Here is a 21,311-nt window from a genome sequence, read left to right on the forward strand (position 1 = left end):
AGAGAGCGGCACCCTTGCAACCCACCCATCGAGCGATAAGCTCGCAACCTTGGACTCTACGAAGTAGCTCGTGGCCCTAACAGCGGGGGCAGGTCACGGGACCTGCATTCCACATGTGCGGACTTAGGGCCGGCACCATGCGCCTGCCGTGACGGCGGACACTTTTCTCCCAAAGGTCTAACCGTGGCGAGCTTTGAAGCGTTGACAGCTCGATGACAACATCCCGTCCGGGCAAGAGGTGGATTGCCAGGTAGTTTGGCGATTCCGGCCATGGCGACTCTACGCGCGCCTCGACCTCGAAGTACTTTTCTCCACCCTGCCGGACTTGCACCAAGGCAGACTTAGCATTTCGCTCTAGGCGAACGCAGCAAATCATCGCCCCGCCGCCAACATCCCCTAAGGGCACACTGCTCCCGCCGGAGCCGGCCCACTGACCATTTAACAGTGCGCGGCTGTAGCCCTCCTCATAGTGAAAGGTCGTTGCAGATAGCGCCACAGTGGCTCGTCCAGAGCAACCTGCAAGCATGATCGCAACCAGCAGACCCATTGCGCCACGTCCCTTTTCAACGTTCATCCAGAACCTCATCCCACTCCCTCCACTCCTCAACGGGTACTTGCGCCACGGAACTAGAGAATCCGACGCCGGTTTCCTTAGCTCGGGCCAAGGCTCGGGCCACGGGACCTACTCGGTCGAAGTCGCTTGGCAACTGCAAGGACAGAATTACGAACAACGACAGGTCCTGGGGTACTGCCAACCCGTGGCTACGTGCCTGACCAAGGCGGTCGCGGACATCACACCATTGACCGCAGCGATCCATCCCCGCTAGCAGCGTGGTGTCGACCTCATTGACCTGGGCAATCACCGTGGCAGGCAACAGGCGTGCGTCCAGCGCCTCCATCTGCCGTTTGCTGATCGAAAGCAATTGGGTAGCGCGCGCTTGGGCGGTTCGCCTGATCGACACCAAGCCACTACACTCATCGAACGCCCACCAGCTTTGAATGGGACCCAGCAGCGCACTTTGCTGCGCCTCAGTCAGCAGCGGCATCAGGTTGGCCATGACCAGCGGGTCCTGAAATCGGAACAGCAGGCGGCTTCCGTCTGATTGGGGCAGCTTGACCAGCCCTGCAAGGTGCGCCGCCACGACATCGCGGGCATGAGGGGCAACGAGCAGGGAGGCTGCCAGCGCTTCAGCGGCCTGCATCATGACAAGCTCTATAGGCGCGTCATTCGCAGGAAGTAGTCGTGGCCCCCATCCGCGCAACGTTGGTGTGTAGTGCGAATACAGATTCGTCAGCCCATCGAAGTGTCCGACGGTCATCCCCAGCGCATTCGCACAGTCTGCGACCGTGGGATATCGAGTCGGATCGATTAGCCACACTGGTTCGAGGCCACCTGCCAAGGACGCATCCAAGACGTCCCGTAGTTTGGCCGAACCCATTCGTAGTCGTTGCTCGTGATCCTTCACCAATTCACCCTCCATGTGACTTTGCCGTCGCCCCACCTCAGGTGACGCGAACGAAGGCGCCGTGGGTCGCAGATGCCTGCATCAGGCATGGCGCATCCAAGGGTGATTGTGTCCACCGAGCGAATGCGAGGTTCAGGGTCGACGGCCCCAGAAATTCCTTCCTCCCCGCATGCACCGTGATCTGACCGGGGCAGGCCACGCTGATGTTTCCGCCCTCGATGGTGATGCTGGCCCCGCCGCTGGTGGCCAGGTGCACGGTCTTGCCGGCGGCGAGTTCAACGTGGGCGTTGGCGCTGATCATGCGCAGGCCATCTCGGGACTGCAGCCTGATGGCGTCGTTCTGCGCCTCGAAATCAAGCTGCCCCTCGGCGGTGACGAGGCTCAGGGCCGGGTCGTCCTGCACGGCGCCGTCCACGGCTCCAGCCAGCCAGCCGAGGGCTTGGCCGGCATGCACGCGAAGGTCGCCCGCCACTGCAAGGTTGCTCGCTTGGCCACTGGTCAGGGTCAGGGTTTCACCGGTGGTCCAGTACAGGCTGCTTCCCGCCACCAATCCAATGCCGGCCGGCGCGGCCAAGCCCAACAAGGCGCTGGCGGAGTGCGGCACGCGTTCACCCCCGCCAGACCCTGCGCGTGGCGGTGACGCCGCATCGGCGCCGGTCTCTGCTGCGGCAGCCTGTGCCGCATCCCAACCCGAGCCGTCCACCACCGCAAGTGCGCTGGCATGCAGCGCCTTAAGCGGTGGCAACTTTTCATCCAACGCGGATTGTCCGGGCTCATGCACGCCTTCGTGCGCGGCCAGCCGCGGGGTCCGGTTGGTGATGGCGATTCCCGACAAGGTCGCGGCGAGGTCCGCGGCCTGTTTCAGCAACGCGGTTGCGCCCACCTGCTCGCCGGCAGGCGCGTCATGCGTCGCCGCATACGCGCTCACCCACAGGCCGCGTTCGGCGCGCACCGCGCCCCACTGGTCCGTGCGCAACTCGAAGCCCGCGCCGCGCGCCGCGCCTCGCTGGTTGTCGTTTTGATGGATCAGATAACCCAAGGTCAGCTCGGAGGCGGCATGCGTGGTTGCGAGTTGCAGCCGCAGCTCGCCGTCGCTGTCGTCCAGCACCAACCGGTTGTGCCCGCTGCCGCCAAACTCCTTCGACTTGAAGCCCACCATGGCTGCCGCATTGCGATCGGCTTCAGGCTGCCCACCATGCCACGCAGGCGCCATGCCGCCCGACTGGTTGCCCTTGCCGCCGGGCTGCGGGTCTCCGCGCCCGTCGTACAGCGCCCCTACCACCAGCGGCCGGTCGATGTCGCCCTCCAGGAAGGCCACCAGCACCTCCTGCCCAATGCGCGGCAGGAACTGGGTGCCCACGCCCGGTCCGGCGTAACGTTGCGCCACGCGCAGCCAACACGAATCGGTCGATGGGTCGGCGGCCTCACCGTGGCGTGGATCTCGTCCCAAGGCCATGGCCTCATCGGGCGTGATTCCCTGCCAGTGGAACCGAACGCGTACGCGGCCCAGGGCGTCACAGTGCAACTCGTGGACGCCAATGGGCTGCGTCTCGCCCTGCGCGCCCACCACGCGAGCCGTCTGGTAACCCACGCAGGGCTTCGGCGGTCGCGTCGGCCGCCAGACGGTGTCTCGCGGCAACGCGGCGAAGGCATTGGCATAGCCCAGCCGCCGGGCCTGATGACAGACGCCCGCCCACGCTGTGGCTTCCAGACCCGGCACGGAATCAGAGAGCGTCGGCTCAGTGGTGCCCAGCCCTTCGGGCAAGGGATTGACGCCGGCGTGCCAGATGGCCAGCAGGGTCAGCTCGACGGGCGCACCTTGAGGGTGCGCCGGCGTGTTCAACACCGTGCAGTTCACGCCGGAACGGAAGCTCCGAACGGTCCCGGTCCCGAACCACTGCAGCTGCCGCGCCTCCATGGCCTGCGCCATCACGCCCGCGGCACGTTCCGCGTCCGTGCGGTTAGCAAACGCGTAGGCCCCCATGGGCGCGTAGTGCTCCAATGGGACCGGGTTCTCGGCGAGGGACTCCAACGCCGTCGTCGCCGTCACGGCGGTCGTCGTGCGGTAGTCGGTGCTCAGCACGGTGAGCGCGGTGGCGCCCACGGCGCGCACCGCCCCCAAGGCATTGACTGCATCCTCTTCCTCCGCAGCGTCCGTGCGATGGAAGCGGATGCCGCGCGGCCCAGTGGCCACCTGCGGCAGCGCGGCGCTGTCGGCAAAGATGACCAGGCGGTGGCCTGCAGGGGCATCGGGGGCCTCATCCAACCGCACTCCCAACCCTTCTTCCGCGAGGACGCGGGCGAGGAAGTCGGCATCGGATTCGCGGTATTGCACGCAGTAGCGGCGCGGCAGCCGATCGGCGAGGAATGGCCCCACGTCATCGCCCACGTGCCACGCGGCCCAAGGCGCGTAGTCGACGAGCACTGCCTGCACGATGGCCAACACCGGCGCATTCTGGAACACCCGACTGTGCCGCCCATGGGTCAGCAACCAGGTCCATGGCACGAGATGCAGGCGATGGCGTACCACACGGTGATCGCCGCCGCAGCGTTCGACCCCGGCGACTAGACCACTGCGCGTCACGCATGCGCCATCGGCCGTCCGCGTCGTCAGCATGGCCGGCTGGCCCAGAAGGCCGGGCAGCTCCGGCGCGGGGGTCAGCAGGTCGACCCAGTACTCAGCCGGGAGCAGGCCCGGGGAAGCCGGGTCGGGCCCCAGCGCATCGCGCCCATGCCAGCTGGCCACGACCCACGGGGCGTCGTGGGGCGCCATGGCGGGGCTGGACAGGGCATGGGGCCACGCTGCGCCAGACAGGCGCAGCCATTCGGCCAAGCGGCCGGGAACAGAAACTCCGCTGTTCATGTGTCTCTCCGTGACAACAGCGACAGGGTAGCTCATTTGCTTGTTTATGCACTAGCGAAGGGCGGCCAAGAGACACAGACATGACGCATCGGAAGCGTTTAGGCTTTACTCCACCGGACCTCAACAAGCTCGGGGCTGACGCCTTAGCGCCCGACTGCTCCCCACTAAGCATTCCCCCATGACCCGAACCAAAGCTGCGTTCCTCCATTTGACAATTAGCGCGCTCGTCATCTTCGGCACCCTTGTTGTGGCGGGCAGGGCTTGGTACCCCTATGGGCTGTGGCATTGGGCGATGCCCAATCGCGCGATGGTCCAGTTACTGGGGGCAGTGCTTGCCGTCGGTCCCGCTCTGACCTGGCTAGTGTTTCGCACCGGTAAGAGAACCTTGCGATCCGATATAACCGTCGTTGCGCTAATCCAGACGCTTTTCTTTTGTTATGCCGTGGCGATGCTCGCTCGAGCGCGGCCCGTGTTCCTGGCAGGAGACGGAGCCGAGTTCCGGCTTGTACTTGCCCATGAAGTCGACCGGCATGATCTGAGCAGGGCGATGTCCCATGGACATCCGGGTCTTTCCCTGTCGGGACCAGTAGTTGTAGGTGTGAAGTACCCCGACGATTTGCTTGCACGCGTACTGGGGGGAAACCATGCGGCAAACCCGCAGCAGCACACTGACCCGGCAACTGTCGCAGAAAGCTTCCGTCGACACGCCAAGCCCCTTGCCGCTCTCGATGAGACGCCCGCGCTACTCGCACAAGCAAGAGAAATCGTAAGAAGTCGAGGCCGTGCCAACGACGAAATTCGTTGGGTGCCCATTTCTGGACTCAGCGGCTCGGGCATCATGCTGATCGATGCCGAATCGGCTGACCCTGTTCAACTGATCACAGCCACGCACGAGGCATTGCGAAACTACTGACCACCGACCTGCCGCAAATGGTCACCAAGTGACCTTTTAGGGCGCGTTATCAGTGCGCAGCAGCACCGTGGCGCACGATATTGGCTCTGTTTCGTGAGCCACTCAACAGTTTCAGGCAGTGCAGCCCCATTGGCACGCCTTATGCGTATGCTCTACTTGCACGTGCAGTAGCACGGCAAGCCGACGGACCGGGGAAGCCGGACCTGCAGGCACGTGAGTTCCATCCACTCCTAGGGGAAATACCATGAAGAAGAACATGCAAGGCTTCACCCTGATCGAACTGATGATCGTCATCGCGATCCTCGGCATCCTGATCGCCATCGCACTGCCGGCGTACCAGGACTACTCGATTCGTACCAAGAACTCCGAGTGCCTGAACGTTGCGGCGGCTGCCAAGCTGGCCGTGGCTGACACCTTCGGTGGCGGCGTGGCGCTGGCCAGCATCTCGTCGGATGCCGCTGCCGGTTACGCGTTCAGCCAGTCGGACTACTGCAGCGACGTCACGATCGGTGCCAACGGCGTGATCACCGCCCTGACCCGCAATACCGGTGCGACCACCCCGGCCAGCTTCAACCTGACCCCGGCTTCCGCCGCCAACAGCGGCCGCATCGAGTGGACCTGCACCGAGACCGCGAATGTCCCGGACGCTCAGGTCCCGAAGGAATGCCGTTAATTCCTTGCGCATGATCTGATGCACCCGCAACCCCGGCCGCGCGCCGGGGTTGCTTTAAGGAAGCAGCACCGAACTTCAGCAAACCGGGCGGCGATCCCGCCCCAACCAAGCGTCGCACCCAGGGGGGGGACTTCGATGATGCGCCAACGTGGCTTCACCCTTATCGAGCTGATGATCGTGATCGCGATCCTCGGCATCCTGATCGCGATCGCGCTGCCGGCCTATCAGGATTATTCGATCCGAACCAAGAACAGCGAATGCTTGAACGTGGCGGCCGCGGCCAAGCTTGCGGTCGCCGAGACCCATCACGGCGCGACGCTGCTGGCCAGCATTTCCAGCAATTCCGCTGCCGGATACGCGTTCGCCAGCTCCGATTACTGCGCCGACGTGCAGATTGGCGCCAACGGCGTGATTACCGCGACCACCCGCAACACCTCCGCATCCGTCCCGGCGGTATTCCGCCTGACGCCGACCGCCGACGTAGATACCGGCCACATGGAGTGGACCTGCACCGAAACGGCCGGCGTCCCGGATGGCCAGATTCCCAGGGAATGCCGCTGACCGGCGTGCCAGCAGTCGTGTCCTGACCCCGCCTTGCGCGGGGTTTGTTTTTTCAATGATCATCCTTCCAGCCTCTCGACCGTAGCTGCATGCCTTCCAATATCCCCCAAGACGTCCTGGCGAGATGGATGTTACTGGCCGGCTTGGCCCTGACCGCCGTGCTCTACTGGCCCGGGCTTTCAGGGCCGTTCCTCTACGACGACCTCCCGAACCTGCGCCCGGTACTTGGCTGGTTTGGCCAGCAGGCCAGTTGGGAACAGGTCGTTCTCGGCAATGCATCCGGGCCACTGGGTCGGCCAGTCGCCATGCTGACCTTCCTGTTCAGCGCCGATCTCCACTGGATGGAACCGTGGGGTTTCAAGCTCGACAACCTCATGATCCACCTCCTGTGCGCCGCACTCATATGGCGCGTGGCGCTTGCGTTGTTCTCCGCCGACCACCGCCTCGCGCCACAGGCGCATTGGCTCGCCCTTGCCGCAGGCCTGGCCTGGGCCCTTCACCCGATACACGTAAGCACGGTGCTGTACGTCATCCAGCGGATGACGCAATTGAGCACGTTGTTTGCGCTGGCCGCCATCCTTGCGTACCTGCTGGCACGCAAGGCGTTGGCAGATGGCCAGCAGGTTAAAGCGCGGCTGGGGTTCTTCCTCTACTTCCCCGTCCTTTGGCTACTGGCCATGGGCAGCAAGGAAACCGCCATCGTCACCCCGATGATTGTGTTCGCGCTGGAGGCCACCCACCCCCAGCGCCTCGCCCGCCCACACTGGGAACGAACCGCATTCTTTCTCGTGTTCCTCGCCCTGCCCATCACCGCTGGGCTGCTGTATCTGGCGGGCGCGGGTGCCGGACATCTGGCCGGTTACGAGGTCCGCGACTTCACCATGATGGACCGGCTGCTGACCCAGCCACACGCGGTCGCAACCTATCTGCGGCAACTGATACTCCCCGACGTCCAGGCGATGGGGCTGTACACGGACGACTTCCCGATCTCCCACACGTTGTTCGCGGCGAGCCAGCCACTTGCATCGATTGCGCTGCTGCTCGCCATCACCGTGGGCGCGTTCCTGACGCGTAAGTCGATACCGACGGTGTTGGCAGGATGGTCCATCTTCGTCCTCGGGTTGCTGACCGAGTCCACGGTGTTCGCACTGGACATGTATTACGAACACCGGACCTATTTTCCGTCCCTGGGCATCATCATCGCCATCGTCGGAGGTGTTGGAACGCTGCTGGCCACGCGCCCGGACCAACGGCATCTGGCCAAGGCAGGGGCCGTGATCGCAGCCATCGCTGTCCTCGCCACGTTCGCCCTGCTGACGCACGGCAGGGCGAACACCTGGAGCAATCGAGCCGACATCGTGCTACTCGGAGTGAGGCACCATCCAGACTCCATTCGCGCGAAGATGGACCTGGTGGACCTGCGCCTTCGACAGGGTTCGCCGGAGGCTGCGCTTGCCGTGGTCCGCGATGTTCTCGCCTCCGGCACGCCTCGCGAACAGCTGCTGGCCCGCACGGCGGTTCTGGTGGTGCGTTGCCAGAGCAAGCAACCGGTGAATGCTGGCGATTTCGCCAAACTGCTGACGCCAGCGATTGACCGGATCACCACGCACGAGCCGCAGGTTCTTTCCACACTCGCGTCCAAGGTCATCTCGGGCGAGTGCGATGGTGCGGACCCGGAAGCACTCGCCGCGGTGTTGGCGGCCCTTATCGACAACGCCAACGCCCAACCAGAGCACGTGCCGACCAAGACAAGGCTGCACCTTACCAGCGCCCAGCTCTATGAGGCGGCTGGGAATCCCTCGTCCGCCCAGACACATGCATTGAAGGCATGGAACGCACAACCAGGTTTGGAGGCCGGCCTGGTCCTTGCCCGGTCCTACGTCGCGCTGGGGATGGCGGAGGAAGCAGACAAAGTCCTCGCTGGCACATCACGGTACATTGACCCGAAGAATTCGCTGCAGAAGAAGCGCTTCAAAGAGGTAAAGGACTCCTTGAGCCCGGCCTCGCTTTCGACGCCCTCCCCCGGCAACTAGCCTGCCAGCGCGGATGAAGCGTACGTGAAACGGCCAGCCGCAATCATGGATCAAGGAATAGGGCAGGCAATGGCTCACGGCGGGCACCAGGACGACACGCGGCGCAAACTGCGCGTGTGCTTCGTGCTGGCCTATCGGGCACCCGACTACGTGCGCGGCAAGTCCCTGTGCAGCGCACTTGCACAGTGCCCGCAAGTCGAGCTCACCTACGCAACCAATCGTTCGACCGGCATCCGTCGCTACTTGGAAATGCTGGTGCGTCTTGTCCGGCAACATCGATCCGCACCTGCGGACGTGTATATCCTGGGATTCCGCGGCCATGAAGTCGGCTGGCTTGTACGCCACATAACGAAGGGCACGCCCCTCATCCTGGATGCGATGATGTCGCCCTACGCCGCCCTCAAGGAGGAGCGCAAGCTCGGCTGGCCCGGGCGCTGGCTGGCGCCGGTCTGGTATCGGTACGAAAGGCATCTCCTTCACAGCTGCGATGCCGTCTTGACCGACACCGATTCCCACGCGGAATTCTATTGCGAGACGTTTGGACTGCCGCGTGCCAAGGTCGTGGCCCTACCGGTGGGGGCCGTGGATCCGGGACTGGCCGTGTCGCACCACAAGGGTGCCGACACTGCCCAGGACATGTTCAGCGTGCTGTTCTATGGCTCGTTCCTGCCGTTGCACGGCATCGGTGTGATTCTCGACGCTGCAGCGCGCCTGAGGGATCTACCCATCGAGTTTCGGTTCATCGGTGGCACGCCCGCACAGGGCGCCCTCCTGGTCGACGAGTGCCGCAAGCGCGGGATCGAGAATTACACGCACCGGGCGTGGGTCCCTTTCGACAGCCTGTTGGAGCACGAGATTCCCGCAGCTGACCTGTGCCTGGGTGGACCCTTTGGCGCTACGCCGCAGGCCCGAAGGGTGGTTACCGGCAAGACATCGCAATGCCTGGCCATGGGCAAGGCAACGGTCATCGGGGAAATCGGCGACGACCACGGCTTCATCGACCGCGTGAACTGCCTCCTGGTCAAGCAAGGCGATGCCGTCGCACTGGCCGACTCCATCCGCTGGGGATATTCGCATCGCGGCATGCTGGCCGAAATCGGCGAACACGGCCGCGAACTCTACGAACAGCGCTTGTCGGTCAATTCGATCGCAGCGCGGCTCGAACCTCTGCTAACCCATTTAGCCGCTGACGCGCACCAGACTCGTGAACGAAAAGCATAACCCTGTCGACATTAGCGTGTGCGTCGCCAACTACAACGGCGGCAGCCTGGTGCTCGACTGCATCGCGTCGGTCTATGCACAGGAAGGTGATTTCACGTTTGAAGTCATCGTCCACGACGACCGCTCCAGCGACGACTCGCTGCAATCCATCCGCAAGCACTTCCCAAACGTACGGACGATCGTTAGCGACAGCAACGTCGGGTTCTGCATCAGCAACAATCGCATGGCGGCCGTAGCCCAGGGCCGCTACCTGCTCCTGCTCAACAATGACGCGATTCTACGACCGGGCTCGCTGGCCGCGCTGATGGGCTCGGCAAAGGGCGAACATCGCGATTGCGTCCTTGGCCTGCCGCAGTTCTCGATGAGCGACGGAACGCTGATTGACCGGGGTTACCGCATGGACCCCTTCCTGAACCCGATTCCGATGCTGGCCTCCGGCACCCACGATGCTGGCGTGGCCACTGGCGCGTGCCTCTGGATACCGCGATGCGTCTGGGAGGCGGTGGATGGGTTCCCACCGTGGTTCGAATCAGTCGCGGAGGACATATTCCTCTGCACCGCCGCACGCTTGGTCGGATACAGGGTGGTGATACTGAATGCACCCGGCTTCGATCACTGGGTGGGTAGGAATCTCGGGGGCGGAAAAGTCGTGGACAACCAGTTGCGCACGACGGCCAGGCGTCGTCGACTGAGCGAGCGAAACAAGACCTACGTCATGCTCTGCTGCTACCCCTGGCCCGCGCTGATCCTGCTGCTTCCGCTGCACTTCTCGTTTCTCGTGGCAGAGGCGTTTTTCCTCCTGCTGGCAGGGACAGATACGCGGAGCGTGCGACAGATCTACGGCGAACTGGCGTCCGGGCTGTGGCGGCAGCGCACCGAAGTCCGGACCCTGAGGCGACGCCTGATGCAGCAACGGCCCAACGCGCGCCCGTCCATTTTCTCGTTCACTGACTGGGTCCCGTTCAAGCTGAAGATGTTGCTGGCGCACGGGAAGCCGAAAATCGAGTGAGGCGACAGCACTCAGCTACCGCCGTAGCGCCCCATCCTTCCAAGAATTCCATCGCGCACACCCCGCCCTATCATCAGGCAATGCCGCGCGCGATTCTTTCCGAAGACCAGGTGGCTGTATACAAAGCCGAGCCAGTACCAGCCGTTACGCAGCTTCCAGCGGGTGTCGATGTAGCGCAGCTTGCAGATCGCGATGAAGTTCCTGATGCGGTAGTACATCCGCAATGGGGAATAGGCGCTCTCGCGCCGCCAACCGAAGTACCAGACGCGCAAGTAGTCGTCACCCATGCGATGGAACATGGTGGCGTCACAGGTGCCGAACAACCGCCATCCTTTTGCGCGTGCCCGGTGGCTCCATTCAATGTCGACGTGGTCGATGAAGAGGTCTTCGCGCATGTCCCCGACCTCATCGAAGACCTCAACCGGAACCAGCATGCCGGAGGTGATCAGCGTCAACGCCTCCATCACGGGCTGTGACGCGTCCGGCCGTATGTGCCCGTAAAACAGCTTCCCGGCTATCTCGGCCTGGAACGGAAAGGTGATCCCGGTGTTCCGGTCGGTGAACGTCGGGGCGACGGCACCTACCCTGGCGCCCTGCGCGACCAGTGCCTGCAGGGTCCGCACAAGGCCTGCAACCATGTTCGCGGCGGGCAGGCTGTCCTGGTCGCTCAGCAACACATGGGATGCGCCAGAAGTCCGCGCGATCCCGATGCCAACGTTCAATGCCTTGGCGATGCCGTGGTTGTCACCGAGCCGGCACAACGCAACATTCCCCAAGCCCAACTCATCCAGCAGGACCGTTACGCGCACGTCCACGGATGGCGTGTTGTCGACGACATGGATCCTGTCGACCTGGGGTGACAGCGCGACCAGCAGCTCGGACAGCGCCTCTCGCTCCGGGAGGTACGTGACGATCACCGCTTCGACATTGGCCATCTATGAGCATTCCATCAATGTTGGCCGCTCTCGGCACGAACCTCAGTCGCAACGCCGAAAGTGAAAGAACGGCTCGGAGGCGTTGACGCCACAGACCGTCGCGTCGTACTCGGCAAGGAGGTTCTCATGCGTCTCCACACATGGGAGCAGACCACTCGACGAAATACGCTCGAAGACGTCACTTCCGAACAACCTGACGTGATCCTCCTGGCCGTAGGCCTGAAGCCTGGCCTCTGCGGCGATGATCCCCGGGTCGCGCCAAGTAGACGTCAGGTCCCGGCAGTACGGCGTCTGCAGGACTGCCGATCCATCCTTCCGAAGGACGCGGTGAATCTCGCGCACCGCTAGCAGGTCGTCGTCCACGTGCTCCAGCACGTGATTGGCGATCACCAGGTCAAAGGAACCGTCGGGAAAGGGCATCGACTCGATGTCCACGCCCATCATCTCGTCTCCTGTCGGGTACTTGTCGCACTTGATGTACTCCACGGGTCCCAACCCGGCAATGATGCGCGCCAGGCATCGCTCCGGGGCGAAATGCAGGACCCTCATGCCGGGAATGCGCTTCAGCAGCCCAGACGCCGTCAGATAGAGAAGGAGGTGGCGCTCCCGGTCATGCGCGCCGCAACGTGGACATTCGAAATTGTCCACATCACTCCCGACAATCCCGAGCGCCTTCAGCAATGCCGGCATGGCAGCGCTTCCACCCCTGTAGGGCAGAAACCGTCCTACCCTGCGACCACACACCATGCATTGGCGTCGGACGGGTCGCGGAATGGACGCAAAGGCCCTACGCAAGTCATGAGCTATTCCCATCCGCCACCACCCCACTTGCGCCCATCGGCGGCACTGAATTTCCGGAAGGTAACTCGATGCAGCATCGATTCAAGCCAGAAGAAGCTGTCCACCAAAAGACGCGTAAGCCTGGGCCTTGTAATCAGCCGCTGCATCGCACGAACTCCGACATACCTCAATGCCGGCTGATCATTCGAAGCAAGCCAGACCCAGGCTTGGTCGAAGCGCTGTCGATCTCCTGCCTGGAAAGCCAGCTGCAACAGCGTCCGGAATTGAGACGACAAGGCACACATTCTTGTGGCCTCATCATCACCGAAGTAATCACAGAAGTCCTGCACCATCCGAATGGCATCCAAGCACCTCTCGACGGCGGCGCCCCTGCCGGCGTTTGTTACCGAGCCAGGCGTCCTCCTGTAAGCGGCCAAAGGCTGATTGATGAACCCGATTTCAGACTCATGGGCCACGAACAGGAATTGCGGCCAATCGCCCACGCGGTACGTGTCAACTCCAGGGCCGAGTTGGCGATAACGGAGCACAAGATCGCGCCTCATCAACGCCGTACAGGTCTGAATACGATTGGCTTGCAGCAACGCAGAGTAAATACGCCCCTCACGGAATTCCAGCCGCCCTGACGTACGAAAGGCAAGCCGGGCTCTCCAGATTCCGCCCACCTCAATCAGATTCAGGTAGTTGCCGTGCAGCATGCCGCATGCCGGATTGGCGCGCATGAACTCAACCTGCTTCTGCAGTTTGCGATCGTCAACCCAGTAGTCGTCCCCTTCGCAGTAGGCAATGAACTCGCCGCGCGCTGCAGAAACTGCGCGATCATGGTTCGCATGCATTCCCACATTGTGATCGGAGACGATTACACGAACTCTGTCAGGCGCTTCGCGTTGAAACCTCCTCGCTATCTCCCGAGAGGAATCCGCTGAGCAATCTTCTGCAATCACGAGCTCATACGGGAATGTCGTTTCCTGCCTAAGCACGCCGACAATTGCCTGCTCAATGTAGGCGGCGTGATTGTATGCGAGCATCAGTACGCTGACGACCGGATTCGCTACGATTTCCGTCGAGCTAGATATCTCTTGATAGCGGGTCTGCCCACCCGATCCCGGTGACATCAGGGTCTCCGCGCTCGCTTGTCATCGGGCAGTAGCAATGCCATCACTTCACGCATTGCATTAGCCCGTGCGATAGCCATCAGAGACAGATAGGCCCCCGCGCCGACACATCCGATTGCGGCGATCTCCAGGAATGGAGATGCATCCCAAGCTTGACTCACAGAGTGCGCAACGCCGGCCACAAAGCCTGCTATCAAAACAGAAGGCGCGATATCACGGAGCTGCGCCAACGCACCGTAATCCAACCAGCGTTTCGTATAGTACGTATTGATGGACATGGCGGAAAGGGAAAACACAACTTGGCTCCAAGCCACGCCCATCAGCCCATACGACGCGCCCACTAGAATCAAGATTACTCCTAGTACCTTCTTCGTAAGTTCTAGGCGAAACATGAGGCTTGCGTGCCCTTGCGCCATGAGAGCGTGCAGGTTAATCATGTGCACAGGATAAATAAGCCCTGCAACGCATAGGATTAGCAGAATGTCTGCCGCCGGCAGCCACTTCTTCCCGAACAGCAGGACTGTGACCGGCTCTGCCAAGGCTGCTACGCCCAGCATGAGGGGAGCATTGATCAGCATCGCCCCCCGAAGTGACAACTGAACTCCGCGCCGTAGTAGCTGCGGGTTGCACGCCGCCTCCGCGAACATGGGAAGTGCGACACGCGCCACTAGATTGCCAAGGAAGTTCCCGGGTAGCTGTCGCGTGTTCTCAGCATTTGCATAGATCCCCAGTTCGCGCGGACCGAAGGCGTGACCTATCAGCAGTGTATAAAACCGCGAATATGCCGCTTCCATTAGACTAGAGCCTAGATGGAAACCACCAAAGCCAAATAGCTTGCGGAACGAGGCACCGCTAAACACCCATGACGGTCGCCATGGATGAAGGACCCATAGCATCGCGCTCATGGCGCTGGCCATGACCAGCGCCTGCGCGGCCAGTGCCCACGCACCAACGCCGCGCAAACCGAGTATGACGGCCACGATTCCCGACAAGCATGCAGCCACGACGCCTGCTTTTGCCTGGGTGCGGAAGTCCAGCTGTCGCGTCAGGACGGCGCTATGGATAACACCCAGCGACGAAAGAATGAACAATGGTGACATTCCCCGCGCCAAGGAAGCGAGGGCCGGCGTGTCGTAGAACGCAGCGATGGCAGGCGCCGCGAAGTACAGGAGCATCGCCAAGGCTATGCCTATCGCGAGATTGAACCAGAAAACTGTGGATTTGTCGGTCTCGTTTATCTCGCGGCGCTGAATTAGCGCTGCAGAAAAGCCTCCGTCCATTAGGACATTGGCCATGCCAACATAGAGGCCGAGCATTGCAATCAATCCGAAATCCGCAGGAACAAGCAAACGCGCAAGGATTAATGTGGTCGCGAACTGCAGGCCATGCCGCAGCGCGATATCACCCCCGCTCCAGAGCGTCGCCGCAAGGGCTCGTCGCTTTAGCAATGTCGCTCGCCCATCACAACGCAAGCTCCATTGTGCTGTGGGTCGCATCTCCCGCGACCAGTCTGAACCCGCAACTTTCATACAGGCGAAGCGCCGGCACGTTCCCCGAGTCAACCTGGAGACGCATCACCCGAAAGCTCTTGGCGCGGGCGAATGATATCGCGGCATTCACGAGGGCCCGACCAACGCCCTTACCACTAATCGCCGGATCGACGATCAGCATAGTAACGAAAGCAACGCCATGATCGGAGTCATTACAATAGAACGCTATAAATCCACGGACCGCACCACCTGCCCTCCACGTTAAAATCTCCGCATTTTCATCTATTTTCTTTAGATATGACTCTGGGCTTTGCCCCATTAGCAGTGGGAATTTCAGCTCCAATTGAACGCGCTCTATCAGCGCACGCAGTTCCCCAAGCACAGAGTTTGCTCCACCGGCCATCATGCATTCTCAACCACATGCTGACCCAAGAGCGCCGCAGTTTTTAACGCACCCCTCATCATTATATGGTCGATAACTGAAAGCTGACACGGCCCATTAGCCAGCACGACGTCATCGACCGTCGTTCGAAGGAACGATAGTTCAATCCCTGCGCGATGGAATTCTTCGCGGTTATACAGGCTAATGCCGCCAATTGGGTTGATATAGTCGTCCGCACCGATGCGCCTACAGAGGTCCAGGATTCTGGCTTGTCCCGCCAGCCCCTCTGGCTTGCCAATACGGGATGACGTTTCAAAACGACAACCAATGCCAAGCCGCCGGGCCAAGTCAGCCAGCGACCTTGCGTTAAAGTTCGCAACATTCGCGTCGTCCGTTTCCAGCAGTTCTCTGATTGCGGGCATTCCTTCTGCGAAATGGGGCGCTTTCGCATAGGCCCCATACAGCTTTCGTTCTATCTTCCCCACAGCCTCCCCCTCCGCAAGAAGGTATTCGCGCTGGTTGATGGGCAGTTTGTAGCTGGCCTTGCGTACAGAAAGGGTCAGCCAATTGGGGCCGCTCTCGCCTCGGATTCGGTTTCGATTCACCCACCCGTGATTTATGTACTGGACATCGTCGAGAAAGACAAAAACGTCTACCCTCGACATCAGCTGAAAGTAGCCAATGTACGGAAAGAAATAAGGCTGCATAATCGCAGCAATCACGCCTTCACCCCCCCAGCACGCGGAGTACAGCGGCGGTCGTAGCTGTAGCTCCTTCAGGCAGCGACTGCCCGCTCGGCAGCACCACCACGCTCGCCGCCACGGACTCGGTGTGGGGCAACAGGAGCCCCGCGTGCGGGTAGAGGTCCCGGTAGGGCTGCATGCGGTGGCAGCCCGGCCAGAAGTACTTGCGCGCCAGGATGTTCTCGGCCTGCAGCGCCGCCACGACGTCATCGCGGCTGGCGGCAAACGACGAGTCGATCTCAAGTACCACGTAGTGATAGTTAGGATCATTGGCTGGGTCGTACTGCAGGAGGCGCACGCCATCAAGACCTGCGAGCGCGGCCCCATACGCTGCGTGGTTGCGCTGGTTGGCCTCGACGAACGCAGGGAGCGCGTCAAGGTTGACCAGGCCCATCGCGGCGTTGATCTCCGGCATCTTGCCGTTGGTGCCAGGATGGATGACGTTGTCGTACCCCTTGAAGCCGAAGTTGCGCATCAGCCGCATGGTTTCGGCCAGATCGTCGTCATTGGTGACGACGGCGCCACCCTCGAAGGTGTTGAACACCTTGGTGGCATGGAAGCTGAGCACTTCGCACCGGCCAAACCCGCCGATCTTCCGACCATGGTCACTGCAGGCGAACCCATGTGCGGCATCGAACATCAGCTCCAGGCCATGCTCGTCGGCGATGGCCTGCAGCGCCTCCACAGGTGCAGGCCGGCCCCACAGGTGCACGCCCACGATGCCGCTGGTGCGTGGCGTGATCATCCGCCGTACGGCCTCTGGGTCCAGGTTGTGGGTGGCGGTGTCAATGTCCGCGAACACAGGCGTGATCGCCTGCCAATGCAGGGCATGCGCGGTGGCGACGAAGGTGTAGGAGGGGACAATGACTTCACCCTCCAGCCCCAGGGCACGGATGGCGATCTCCAGCGCGATGGTGCCATTGCACATGGCAACGCAATGCCTGACCCCGAGCATCGCGGCGATCCGCGCTTCCAGTTCCTGCACCAGTGGACCGTTGTTGGTCAGCCAGCGTCGATCGTAGATGTCGGCGGTGTAGCGCAGCAGCGCTTCCCGATCGCCCAAGTTAGGCCTGCCTACGTGTAACGGTTCGGCGAATGCCGGTGGGGAGCCATGGATCGCCAGGTCGGCCCGGGTTCGGATCGATTTCATGCCGGTCGCTCGCTAGTCGATGCGGCGGTACGTCAGGCTGGTGATCTGCTCCGAGACCAGCCCGATCAGGAAGATGATCACCGCCGCACTGAGAAGCAGCATGCTCATATTGGTGAAGCGCTGTTCGGTGGCATACGTGTAGCCGTAGTAGCCGGCGCCCGTCAGCCCGAAGGCCAGGCCTATCGGGGCGAACAGCTTCAACGGCGAATACAGCGTGGCGATCCTGAAGATGATCAGCAGGAAGCGGACGCCGTCCTTGATCGGTCGGATGTGGCTCCCGCTGCCAACCCGCCGTGCAACGGGAACGGGCACGTAGGCGACCGGAAAGGCGCTGCGGAAGAAGGCCATGGTGGAGGTGGTCGGGTAGCTGAACCCGTTGGGCAGCAGGTGCAGGAACTCGCGGAAGCGTTCGGCCCTGACGGCACGGAAACCCGACGTAAGGTCGGGGATCTTGTGCCCTGTCATCCAGGTGGCGAGCGTGTTGTACGCGTAGTTGGCCAGCCCGCGGTGAAAGTTGGCTTGCCCTGAGCCGTCTCGGGCGCCCACGGCCATGTCATAGCCCGCCTCAATCTGCCGTAGCAATTGGGGAATGAATGCCGGGTCATGCTGCCCGTCAGCATCCATGAACACGATGACATCCCCGCCGGCAGCGCGGGCGCCACGCTTGATCGCCGCGCCATTGCCCATCGCGTAGGGGGAAGACAATACTCGCACGCCGGCGGCGTGGGCGACGGCCGCTGTTTCGTCGGTCGAGCCGTCGTCGACCACGATGATTTCCGCCTCCGGGAAAAGTGAGACCAATGCCGGCAATGTCCCCGCCAAGCCCTCCGCTTCGTTTTTGGCGGGTAGTACTATCGAAAGTCGCATGCAGCCCCCTTGGTGGGCTAGCCTAGGCGATACGGAGCCACGGGGGAAGGACATGCGTCCCGCCTTTCAAGTGGGGGCTCTATTACGAGTAGTGAAGGGGTCAACATGAGCGTCAGCACCGCCAACCTGTTGGGTATCACCGGCATTGCCCGCCGTCTGGTCATGGACGGGGCCCTCGATGAAGGCCGCGCGCGGGAGACCATGAGCGCCGCAACGGCCGAGCGAAAGCCCCTTGCCGCCTACTTGGCAGAAAACCGAGTTGTCACCAGTGCCCAGCTTGCCGCCGCGAACTCTATGGAGTTCGGCACCCCCCTGTTTGACGTCAACGCCTTGGACCCCGGCCAGGCAGCGGTCAAGTTGGTGGACGAAGAGTTGGTCCGCAAGCACAACGTCCTGCCCCTGTTCAAGAGGGGAAACAAGCTATTCATTGGTGTTTCCGACCCCACGAATACCTCCGCGTTGGATGCCATCAAGTTCCAGACCAACCTCGGGGTGGAAACCGTGTTGGTCGACGAAGAGCGCATTCGCCGAACCTTGGACCAGTGGCTGGCGGCCGCCGACGCCTTGGCGGGCGACATGGACGACGGCGAAGGCTTGGAGAAGCTGGACGTCTCCGGCGGAGAGGACGAACTGGCGGGCGGCGACACAGGGGTGGATGCCAAGGGCGACGATACCCCCGTGGTCAAGTTCGTCAACAAGGTGCTTGTAGATGCAATTCGTCGTGGTGCGTCCGACATCCACTTTGAGCCCTACGAGTCCGACTATCGCGTACGCCTGCGTATTGATGGCATGTTGAAGCAAGTGGCCAAAGTGCCGCCCAAGCTGGCCCCCCGCATCGCCGCCCGCCTCAAGGTCATGGCCCAACTGGACATCGCCGAGAAGCGCGTCCCCCAGGACGGCCGAATCAAGCTCAACCTGAGCAAGAGTAAGCAGATCGACTTCCGCGTCAGCACTCTGCCGACCTTGTTTGGCGAGAAGGTGGTGCTGCGAATTCTGGACGGTGGCGCGGCCAAGCTGGGCATCGACAAGCTGGGCTACGAGGAAGAGCAGAAGGCCGCCTTCTTGGAGGCGATCCACAAGCCCTATGGAATGGTGTTGGTCACCGGCCCAACTGGTTCGGGTAAGACGGTGTCGTTGTATACCGCCCTGAACATTCTCAACGATGAGCACCGCAACATCTCGACGGTCGAAGACCCGGTCGAAATACGCGTGCCGGGCATCAACCAGGTACAGATGAACCTCAAGCGAGGCATGACCTTCGCCGCCGCCCTACGCAGCTTCCTGCGCCAGGACCCGGACGTGATCATGGTGGGCGAAATCCGCGACCTCGAAACCGCCGAGATCGGCATCAAGGCGGCCCAGACGGGCCACATGGTGCTGTCCACCCTGCACACCAACGACGCCCCCCAGACGATCGCCCGCCTGATGAACATGGGCGTGGCGCCGTTCAACATCACCAGTTCCGTCACGCTGGTCATCGCCCAGCGCCTGGCGCGCCGACTGCACGACTGTAAACGCAAGGTCGACCTGCCGGAGCACGCCCTGCTAGCGGAGGGCTTCACGCCCGAGGAAATCGCGGCCGGACTCACGATTTACGAGCCTGCGGGTTGCCCTGACTGCACGGAAGGGTATAAAGGGAGAACGGGCATTTATCAGGTGATGCCCATGACCGAGGAGATCCAGGAGATCATCCTCGCGGGGGGGAACGCATTGCAGATTGCCCAAGCCGCCGAGCGTGCTGGGGTGTCCGACTTGCGTCGTTCCGCCCTGCGTAAGGTCAAGGACGGCATTACCAGCCTCACCGAAATCAACCGTGTGACCAAGGACTAAGCCATGGCCGTGACGCGAACCGCCGCCAAGCAGACCACACCGGTGCGCCGTAAGGACGCGCTACCGATCTTTGTCTGGGAGGGCAAGGACAAGCGCGGCGTGACCATGAAGGGTGAGCAGGTCTCCAAAAGCGCCAATGTGCTGCGTGCCGAGTTGCGGCGCCAGGGGATCACGCCCACGGTGGTGAAGCCCAAGCCCAAACCCATGTTTGGCGGTGCAGGCAAGCGCATCACACAGGGTGATATTGCGGTGTTCAGCCGGCAGATCGCCACCATGATGAAGTCTGGTGTGCCGATCGTGTCCTCGCTGGAGATTCTGGCCGGCGGGCAGAAAAACCCAAAGATGAAGGAGCTGGTCAACTCATTGCGGGCTGATATTGAAAGCGGTTCTGCCTTCAGCGAAGCGCTATCCAAGCATCCGGTGCAGTTCGATGAACTGTATCGCAACCTCGTCAAGGCGGGGGAGACCGCAGGCGTCCTGGAAACCGTGCTCGATACGATTGCCAGCTACAAAGAGAACATCGAGTCTCTCAAGGGCAAGATCAAGAAGGCGCTGTTCTATCCCGCGACTGTAATTGCGGTGGCCATCATCGTAAGTGCGATCCTGTTGATCTTTGTCGTGCCGCAATTTGAGAAGACGTTCGAGAGCTTCGGCGCGGAACTGCCCGCTTTTACCCAGCTGATTCTGTCAGCCAGTGATTTCATGATTGCCTATTGGTGGGCGGTACTGGCGGTGGTTGCAGGCTCAATTACCGCCTTGGTGATGGCCAAGAACCGATCGCCTGCGTTCGCAAACTTTCTTGATCGGATGATGCTCAAGCTGCCCGTGGTGGGCCAAATCCTGCATCATTCCTCGATTGCCCGGTTCGCCCGCACAACGGCAGTGACATTCAAGGCAGGCGTCCCGCTGGTAGAGGCGTTGACCACGGTCGCGGGCGCAACCGGCAACCAGGTGTATGAAAATGCCGTGTACCGCATCCGCGACGACGTTGCCGTGGGCTATCAGATGAACATGGCGATGAAGCAGACCAATCTGTTTCCGCACATGGTGACCCAGATGGTCGCCATCGGTGAAGAAGCGGGTGCGCTGGACGACATGTTGTTCAAGGTCGCCGAGTTCTACGAGCAAGAGGTCAACAATGCGGTGGACGCATTGTCCAGCCTGCTCGAGCCGCTGATCATGATCATTTTGGGTGTCATTGTTGGGTCGATGGTCGTTGGCATGTACCTCCCGATCTTCAAGCTTGCCGCCACCATCTAATC

18 protein-coding genes are annotated in these 21,311 nt (G+C 61.9%); 8 read left to right on the forward strand and 10 right to left on the reverse strand.

Annotated elements, in window-relative coordinates; genetic code table 11:
* Positions 1–563: 563 nt before the first annotated feature.
* Positions 564–1,466 (reverse strand): DUF4123 domain-containing protein, encoded by a 903-nt coding sequence (locus tag ACYVBS_RS12060; protein WP_460823912.1) that lies wholly within the window; start codon positions 1,464–1,466, stop codon positions 564–566.
* Positions 1,467–1,503: 37 nt separating this feature from the next.
* The gene (locus ACYVBS_RS12065; protein ID WP_460823913.1) at positions 1,504–4,329 is read right to left on the reverse strand and encodes a type VI secretion system Vgr family protein; all 2,826 of its coding nucleotides are present in this window, start codon (positions 4,327–4,329) and stop codon (positions 1,504–1,506) included.
* 178 nt (positions 4,330–4,507) lie between these two features.
* Between ACYVBS_RS12065 and ACYVBS_RS12070 the strand changes: the two genes are divergently transcribed.
* From ACYVBS_RS12070 to ACYVBS_RS12095, 6 genes are all read left to right on the forward strand, one after another.
* Positions 4,508–5,242 carry a hypothetical protein gene (locus ACYVBS_RS12070; protein WP_460823914.1) on the forward strand — a complete coding sequence of 245 codons (735 nt, stop codon included), beginning with the start codon at positions 4,508–4,510 and terminating at the stop codon, positions 5,240–5,242.
* Between the two features lie 244 nt (positions 5,243–5,486).
* Positions 5,487–5,915: a pilin gene (locus ACYVBS_RS12075; RefSeq protein ID WP_460823915.1), complete on the forward strand. Its 429-nt coding sequence runs from the start codon at positions 5,487–5,489 to the stop codon at positions 5,913–5,915.
* A 138-nt stretch (positions 5,916–6,053) separates the two neighbouring features.
* Positions 6,054–6,476, forward strand: coding sequence for a pilin (locus ACYVBS_RS12080; RefSeq protein WP_460823916.1), 423 nt, complete (start codon positions 6,054–6,056; stop codon positions 6,474–6,476).
* A gap of 89 nt (positions 6,477–6,565) precedes the next feature.
* Positions 6,566–8,509, forward strand: coding sequence for a tetratricopeptide repeat protein (locus ACYVBS_RS12085; RefSeq protein ID WP_460823918.1), 1,944 nt, complete (start codon positions 6,566–6,568; stop codon positions 8,507–8,509).
* A 69-nt stretch (positions 8,510–8,578) separates the two neighbouring features.
* Entirely contained in the window at positions 8,579–9,730 is a 1,152-nt protein-coding gene (locus ACYVBS_RS12090; protein ID WP_460823919.1) for a glycosyltransferase, read from the forward strand.
* Positions 9,714–10,739, forward strand: a complete 1,026-nt coding sequence (locus tag ACYVBS_RS12095; protein WP_460823921.1) for a glycosyltransferase family 2 protein — start codon at positions 9,714–9,716, stop codon at positions 10,737–10,739. The genes ACYVBS_RS12090 and ACYVBS_RS12095 overlap by 17 nt, the downstream gene beginning before the upstream one ends.
* 11 nt (positions 10,740–10,750) lie before the next feature.
* Here the strand turns inward: ACYVBS_RS12095 and ACYVBS_RS12100 are convergent, their stop codons facing one another.
* The 8 genes from ACYVBS_RS12100 to ACYVBS_RS12135 all read right to left on the reverse strand — a co-directional run bounded on the left by ACYVBS_RS12100 (position 10,751) and on the right by ACYVBS_RS12135 (position 18,219).
* Positions 10,751–11,674 (reverse strand): glycosyltransferase family 2 protein, encoded by a 924-nt coding sequence (locus tag ACYVBS_RS12100; RefSeq protein ID WP_460823922.1) that lies wholly within the window; start codon positions 11,672–11,674, stop codon positions 10,751–10,753.
* 42 nt (positions 11,675–11,716) lie between these two features.
* Positions 11,717–12,364 carry a class I SAM-dependent methyltransferase gene (locus ACYVBS_RS12105; RefSeq protein WP_460823923.1) on the reverse strand — a complete coding sequence of 216 codons (648 nt, stop codon included), beginning with the start codon at positions 12,362–12,364 and terminating at the stop codon, positions 11,717–11,719.
* Between the two features lie 113 nt (positions 12,365–12,477).
* The gene (locus ACYVBS_RS12110; protein WP_460823924.1) at positions 12,478–13,587 is read right to left on the reverse strand and encodes a glycosyltransferase; all 1,110 of its coding nucleotides are present in this window, start codon (positions 13,585–13,587) and stop codon (positions 12,478–12,480) included.
* Positions 13,587–15,116 (reverse strand): lipopolysaccharide biosynthesis protein, encoded by a 1,530-nt coding sequence (locus ACYVBS_RS12115; RefSeq protein ID WP_460823925.1) that lies wholly within the window; start codon positions 15,114–15,116, stop codon positions 13,587–13,589. The genes ACYVBS_RS12110 and ACYVBS_RS12115 overlap by 1 nt, the downstream gene beginning before the upstream one ends.
* Positions 15,049–15,483: a GNAT family N-acetyltransferase gene (locus ACYVBS_RS12120; RefSeq protein WP_460823926.1), complete on the reverse strand. Its 435-nt coding sequence runs from the start codon at positions 15,481–15,483 to the stop codon at positions 15,049–15,051. The genes ACYVBS_RS12115 and ACYVBS_RS12120 overlap by 68 nt, the downstream gene beginning before the upstream one ends.
* Positions 15,480–16,181, reverse strand: coding sequence for a WbqC family protein (locus ACYVBS_RS12125; RefSeq protein ID WP_460823927.1), 702 nt, complete (start codon positions 16,179–16,181; stop codon positions 15,480–15,482). The genes ACYVBS_RS12120 and ACYVBS_RS12125 overlap by 4 nt, the downstream gene beginning before the upstream one ends.
* A gap of 4 nt (positions 16,182–16,185) precedes the next feature.
* A complete protein-coding gene (locus ACYVBS_RS12130) occupies positions 16,186–17,265 on the reverse strand; it encodes a DegT/DnrJ/EryC1/StrS family aminotransferase (protein ID WP_460823928.1) in 1,080 nt (359 codons plus the stop codon).
* Positions 17,266–17,364: 99 nt separating this feature from the next.
* Positions 17,365–18,219, reverse strand: a complete 855-nt coding sequence (locus ACYVBS_RS12135; protein ID WP_460824060.1) for a glycosyltransferase family 2 protein — start codon at positions 18,217–18,219, stop codon at positions 17,365–17,367.
* Positions 18,220–18,324: 105 nt separating this feature from the next.
* Here ACYVBS_RS12135 and pilB point away from each other — a divergent pair, with 105 nt between their 5' ends.
* Together pilB and ACYVBS_RS12145 are read left to right on the forward strand one after the other, a co-directional pair.
* Positions 18,325–20,049 (forward strand): type IV-A pilus assembly ATPase PilB, encoded by a 1,725-nt coding sequence (gene pilB / locus ACYVBS_RS12140; protein WP_460823930.1) that lies wholly within the window; start codon positions 18,325–18,327, stop codon positions 20,047–20,049.
* A 3-nt stretch (positions 20,050–20,052) separates the two neighbouring features.
* Positions 20,053–21,309 (forward strand): type II secretion system F family protein, encoded by a 1,257-nt coding sequence (locus ACYVBS_RS12145; RefSeq protein ID WP_460823931.1) that lies wholly within the window; start codon positions 20,053–20,055, stop codon positions 21,307–21,309.
* The last annotated feature ends 2 nt before the right edge of the window (positions 21,310–21,311 follow it).

Source organism: Lysobacter olei (assembly GCF_054777355.1).

Coding starts and splice junctions, on each gene's coding strand:
- ACYVBS_RS12120 (WP_460823926.1), bottom strand. CDS start 15,483: ATGATGGCCGGTGGAGCAAACTCTGTGCTTGGGGAACTGCGTGCGCTG.
- ACYVBS_RS12110 (WP_460823924.1), bottom strand. CDS start 13,587: ATGTCACCGGGATCGGGTGGGCAGACCCGCTATCAAGAGATATCTAGC.
- ACYVBS_RS12075 (WP_460823915.1), top strand. CDS start 5,487: ATGAAGAAGAACATGCAAGGCTTCACCCTGATCGAACTGATGATCGTC.
- ACYVBS_RS12115 (WP_460823925.1), bottom strand. CDS start 15,116: ATGAAAGTTGCGGGTTCAGACTGGTCGCGGGAGATGCGACCCACAGCA.
- ACYVBS_RS12105 (WP_460823923.1), bottom strand. CDS start 12,364: ATGCCGGCATTGCTGAAGGCGCTCGGGATTGTCGGGAGTGATGTGGAC.
- ACYVBS_RS12135 (WP_460824060.1), bottom strand. CDS start 18,219: ATGCGACTTTCGATAGTACTACCCGCCAAAAACGAAGCGGAGGGCTTG.
- ACYVBS_RS12070 (WP_460823914.1), top strand. CDS start 4,508: ATGACCCGAACCAAAGCTGCGTTCCTCCATTTGACAATTAGCGCGCTC.
- ACYVBS_RS12145 (WP_460823931.1), top strand. CDS start 20,053: ATGGCCGTGACGCGAACCGCCGCCAAGCAGACCACACCGGTGCGCCGT.
- ACYVBS_RS12090 (WP_460823919.1), top strand. CDS start 8,579: ATGGCTCACGGCGGGCACCAGGACGACACGCGGCGCAAACTGCGCGTG.
- ACYVBS_RS12085 (WP_460823918.1), top strand. CDS start 6,566: ATGCCTTCCAATATCCCCCAAGACGTCCTGGCGAGATGGATGTTACTG.
- ACYVBS_RS12065 (WP_460823913.1), bottom strand. CDS start 4,329: ATGAACAGCGGAGTTTCTGTTCCCGGCCGCTTGGCCGAATGGCTGCGC.
- ACYVBS_RS12080 (WP_460823916.1), top strand. CDS start 6,054: ATGCGCCAACGTGGCTTCACCCTTATCGAGCTGATGATCGTGATCGCG.
- pilB (WP_460823930.1), top strand. CDS start 18,325: ATGAGCGTCAGCACCGCCAACCTGTTGGGTATCACCGGCATTGCCCGC.
- ACYVBS_RS12100 (WP_460823922.1), bottom strand. CDS start 11,674: ATGGCCAATGTCGAAGCGGTGATCGTCACGTACCTCCCGGAGCGAGAG.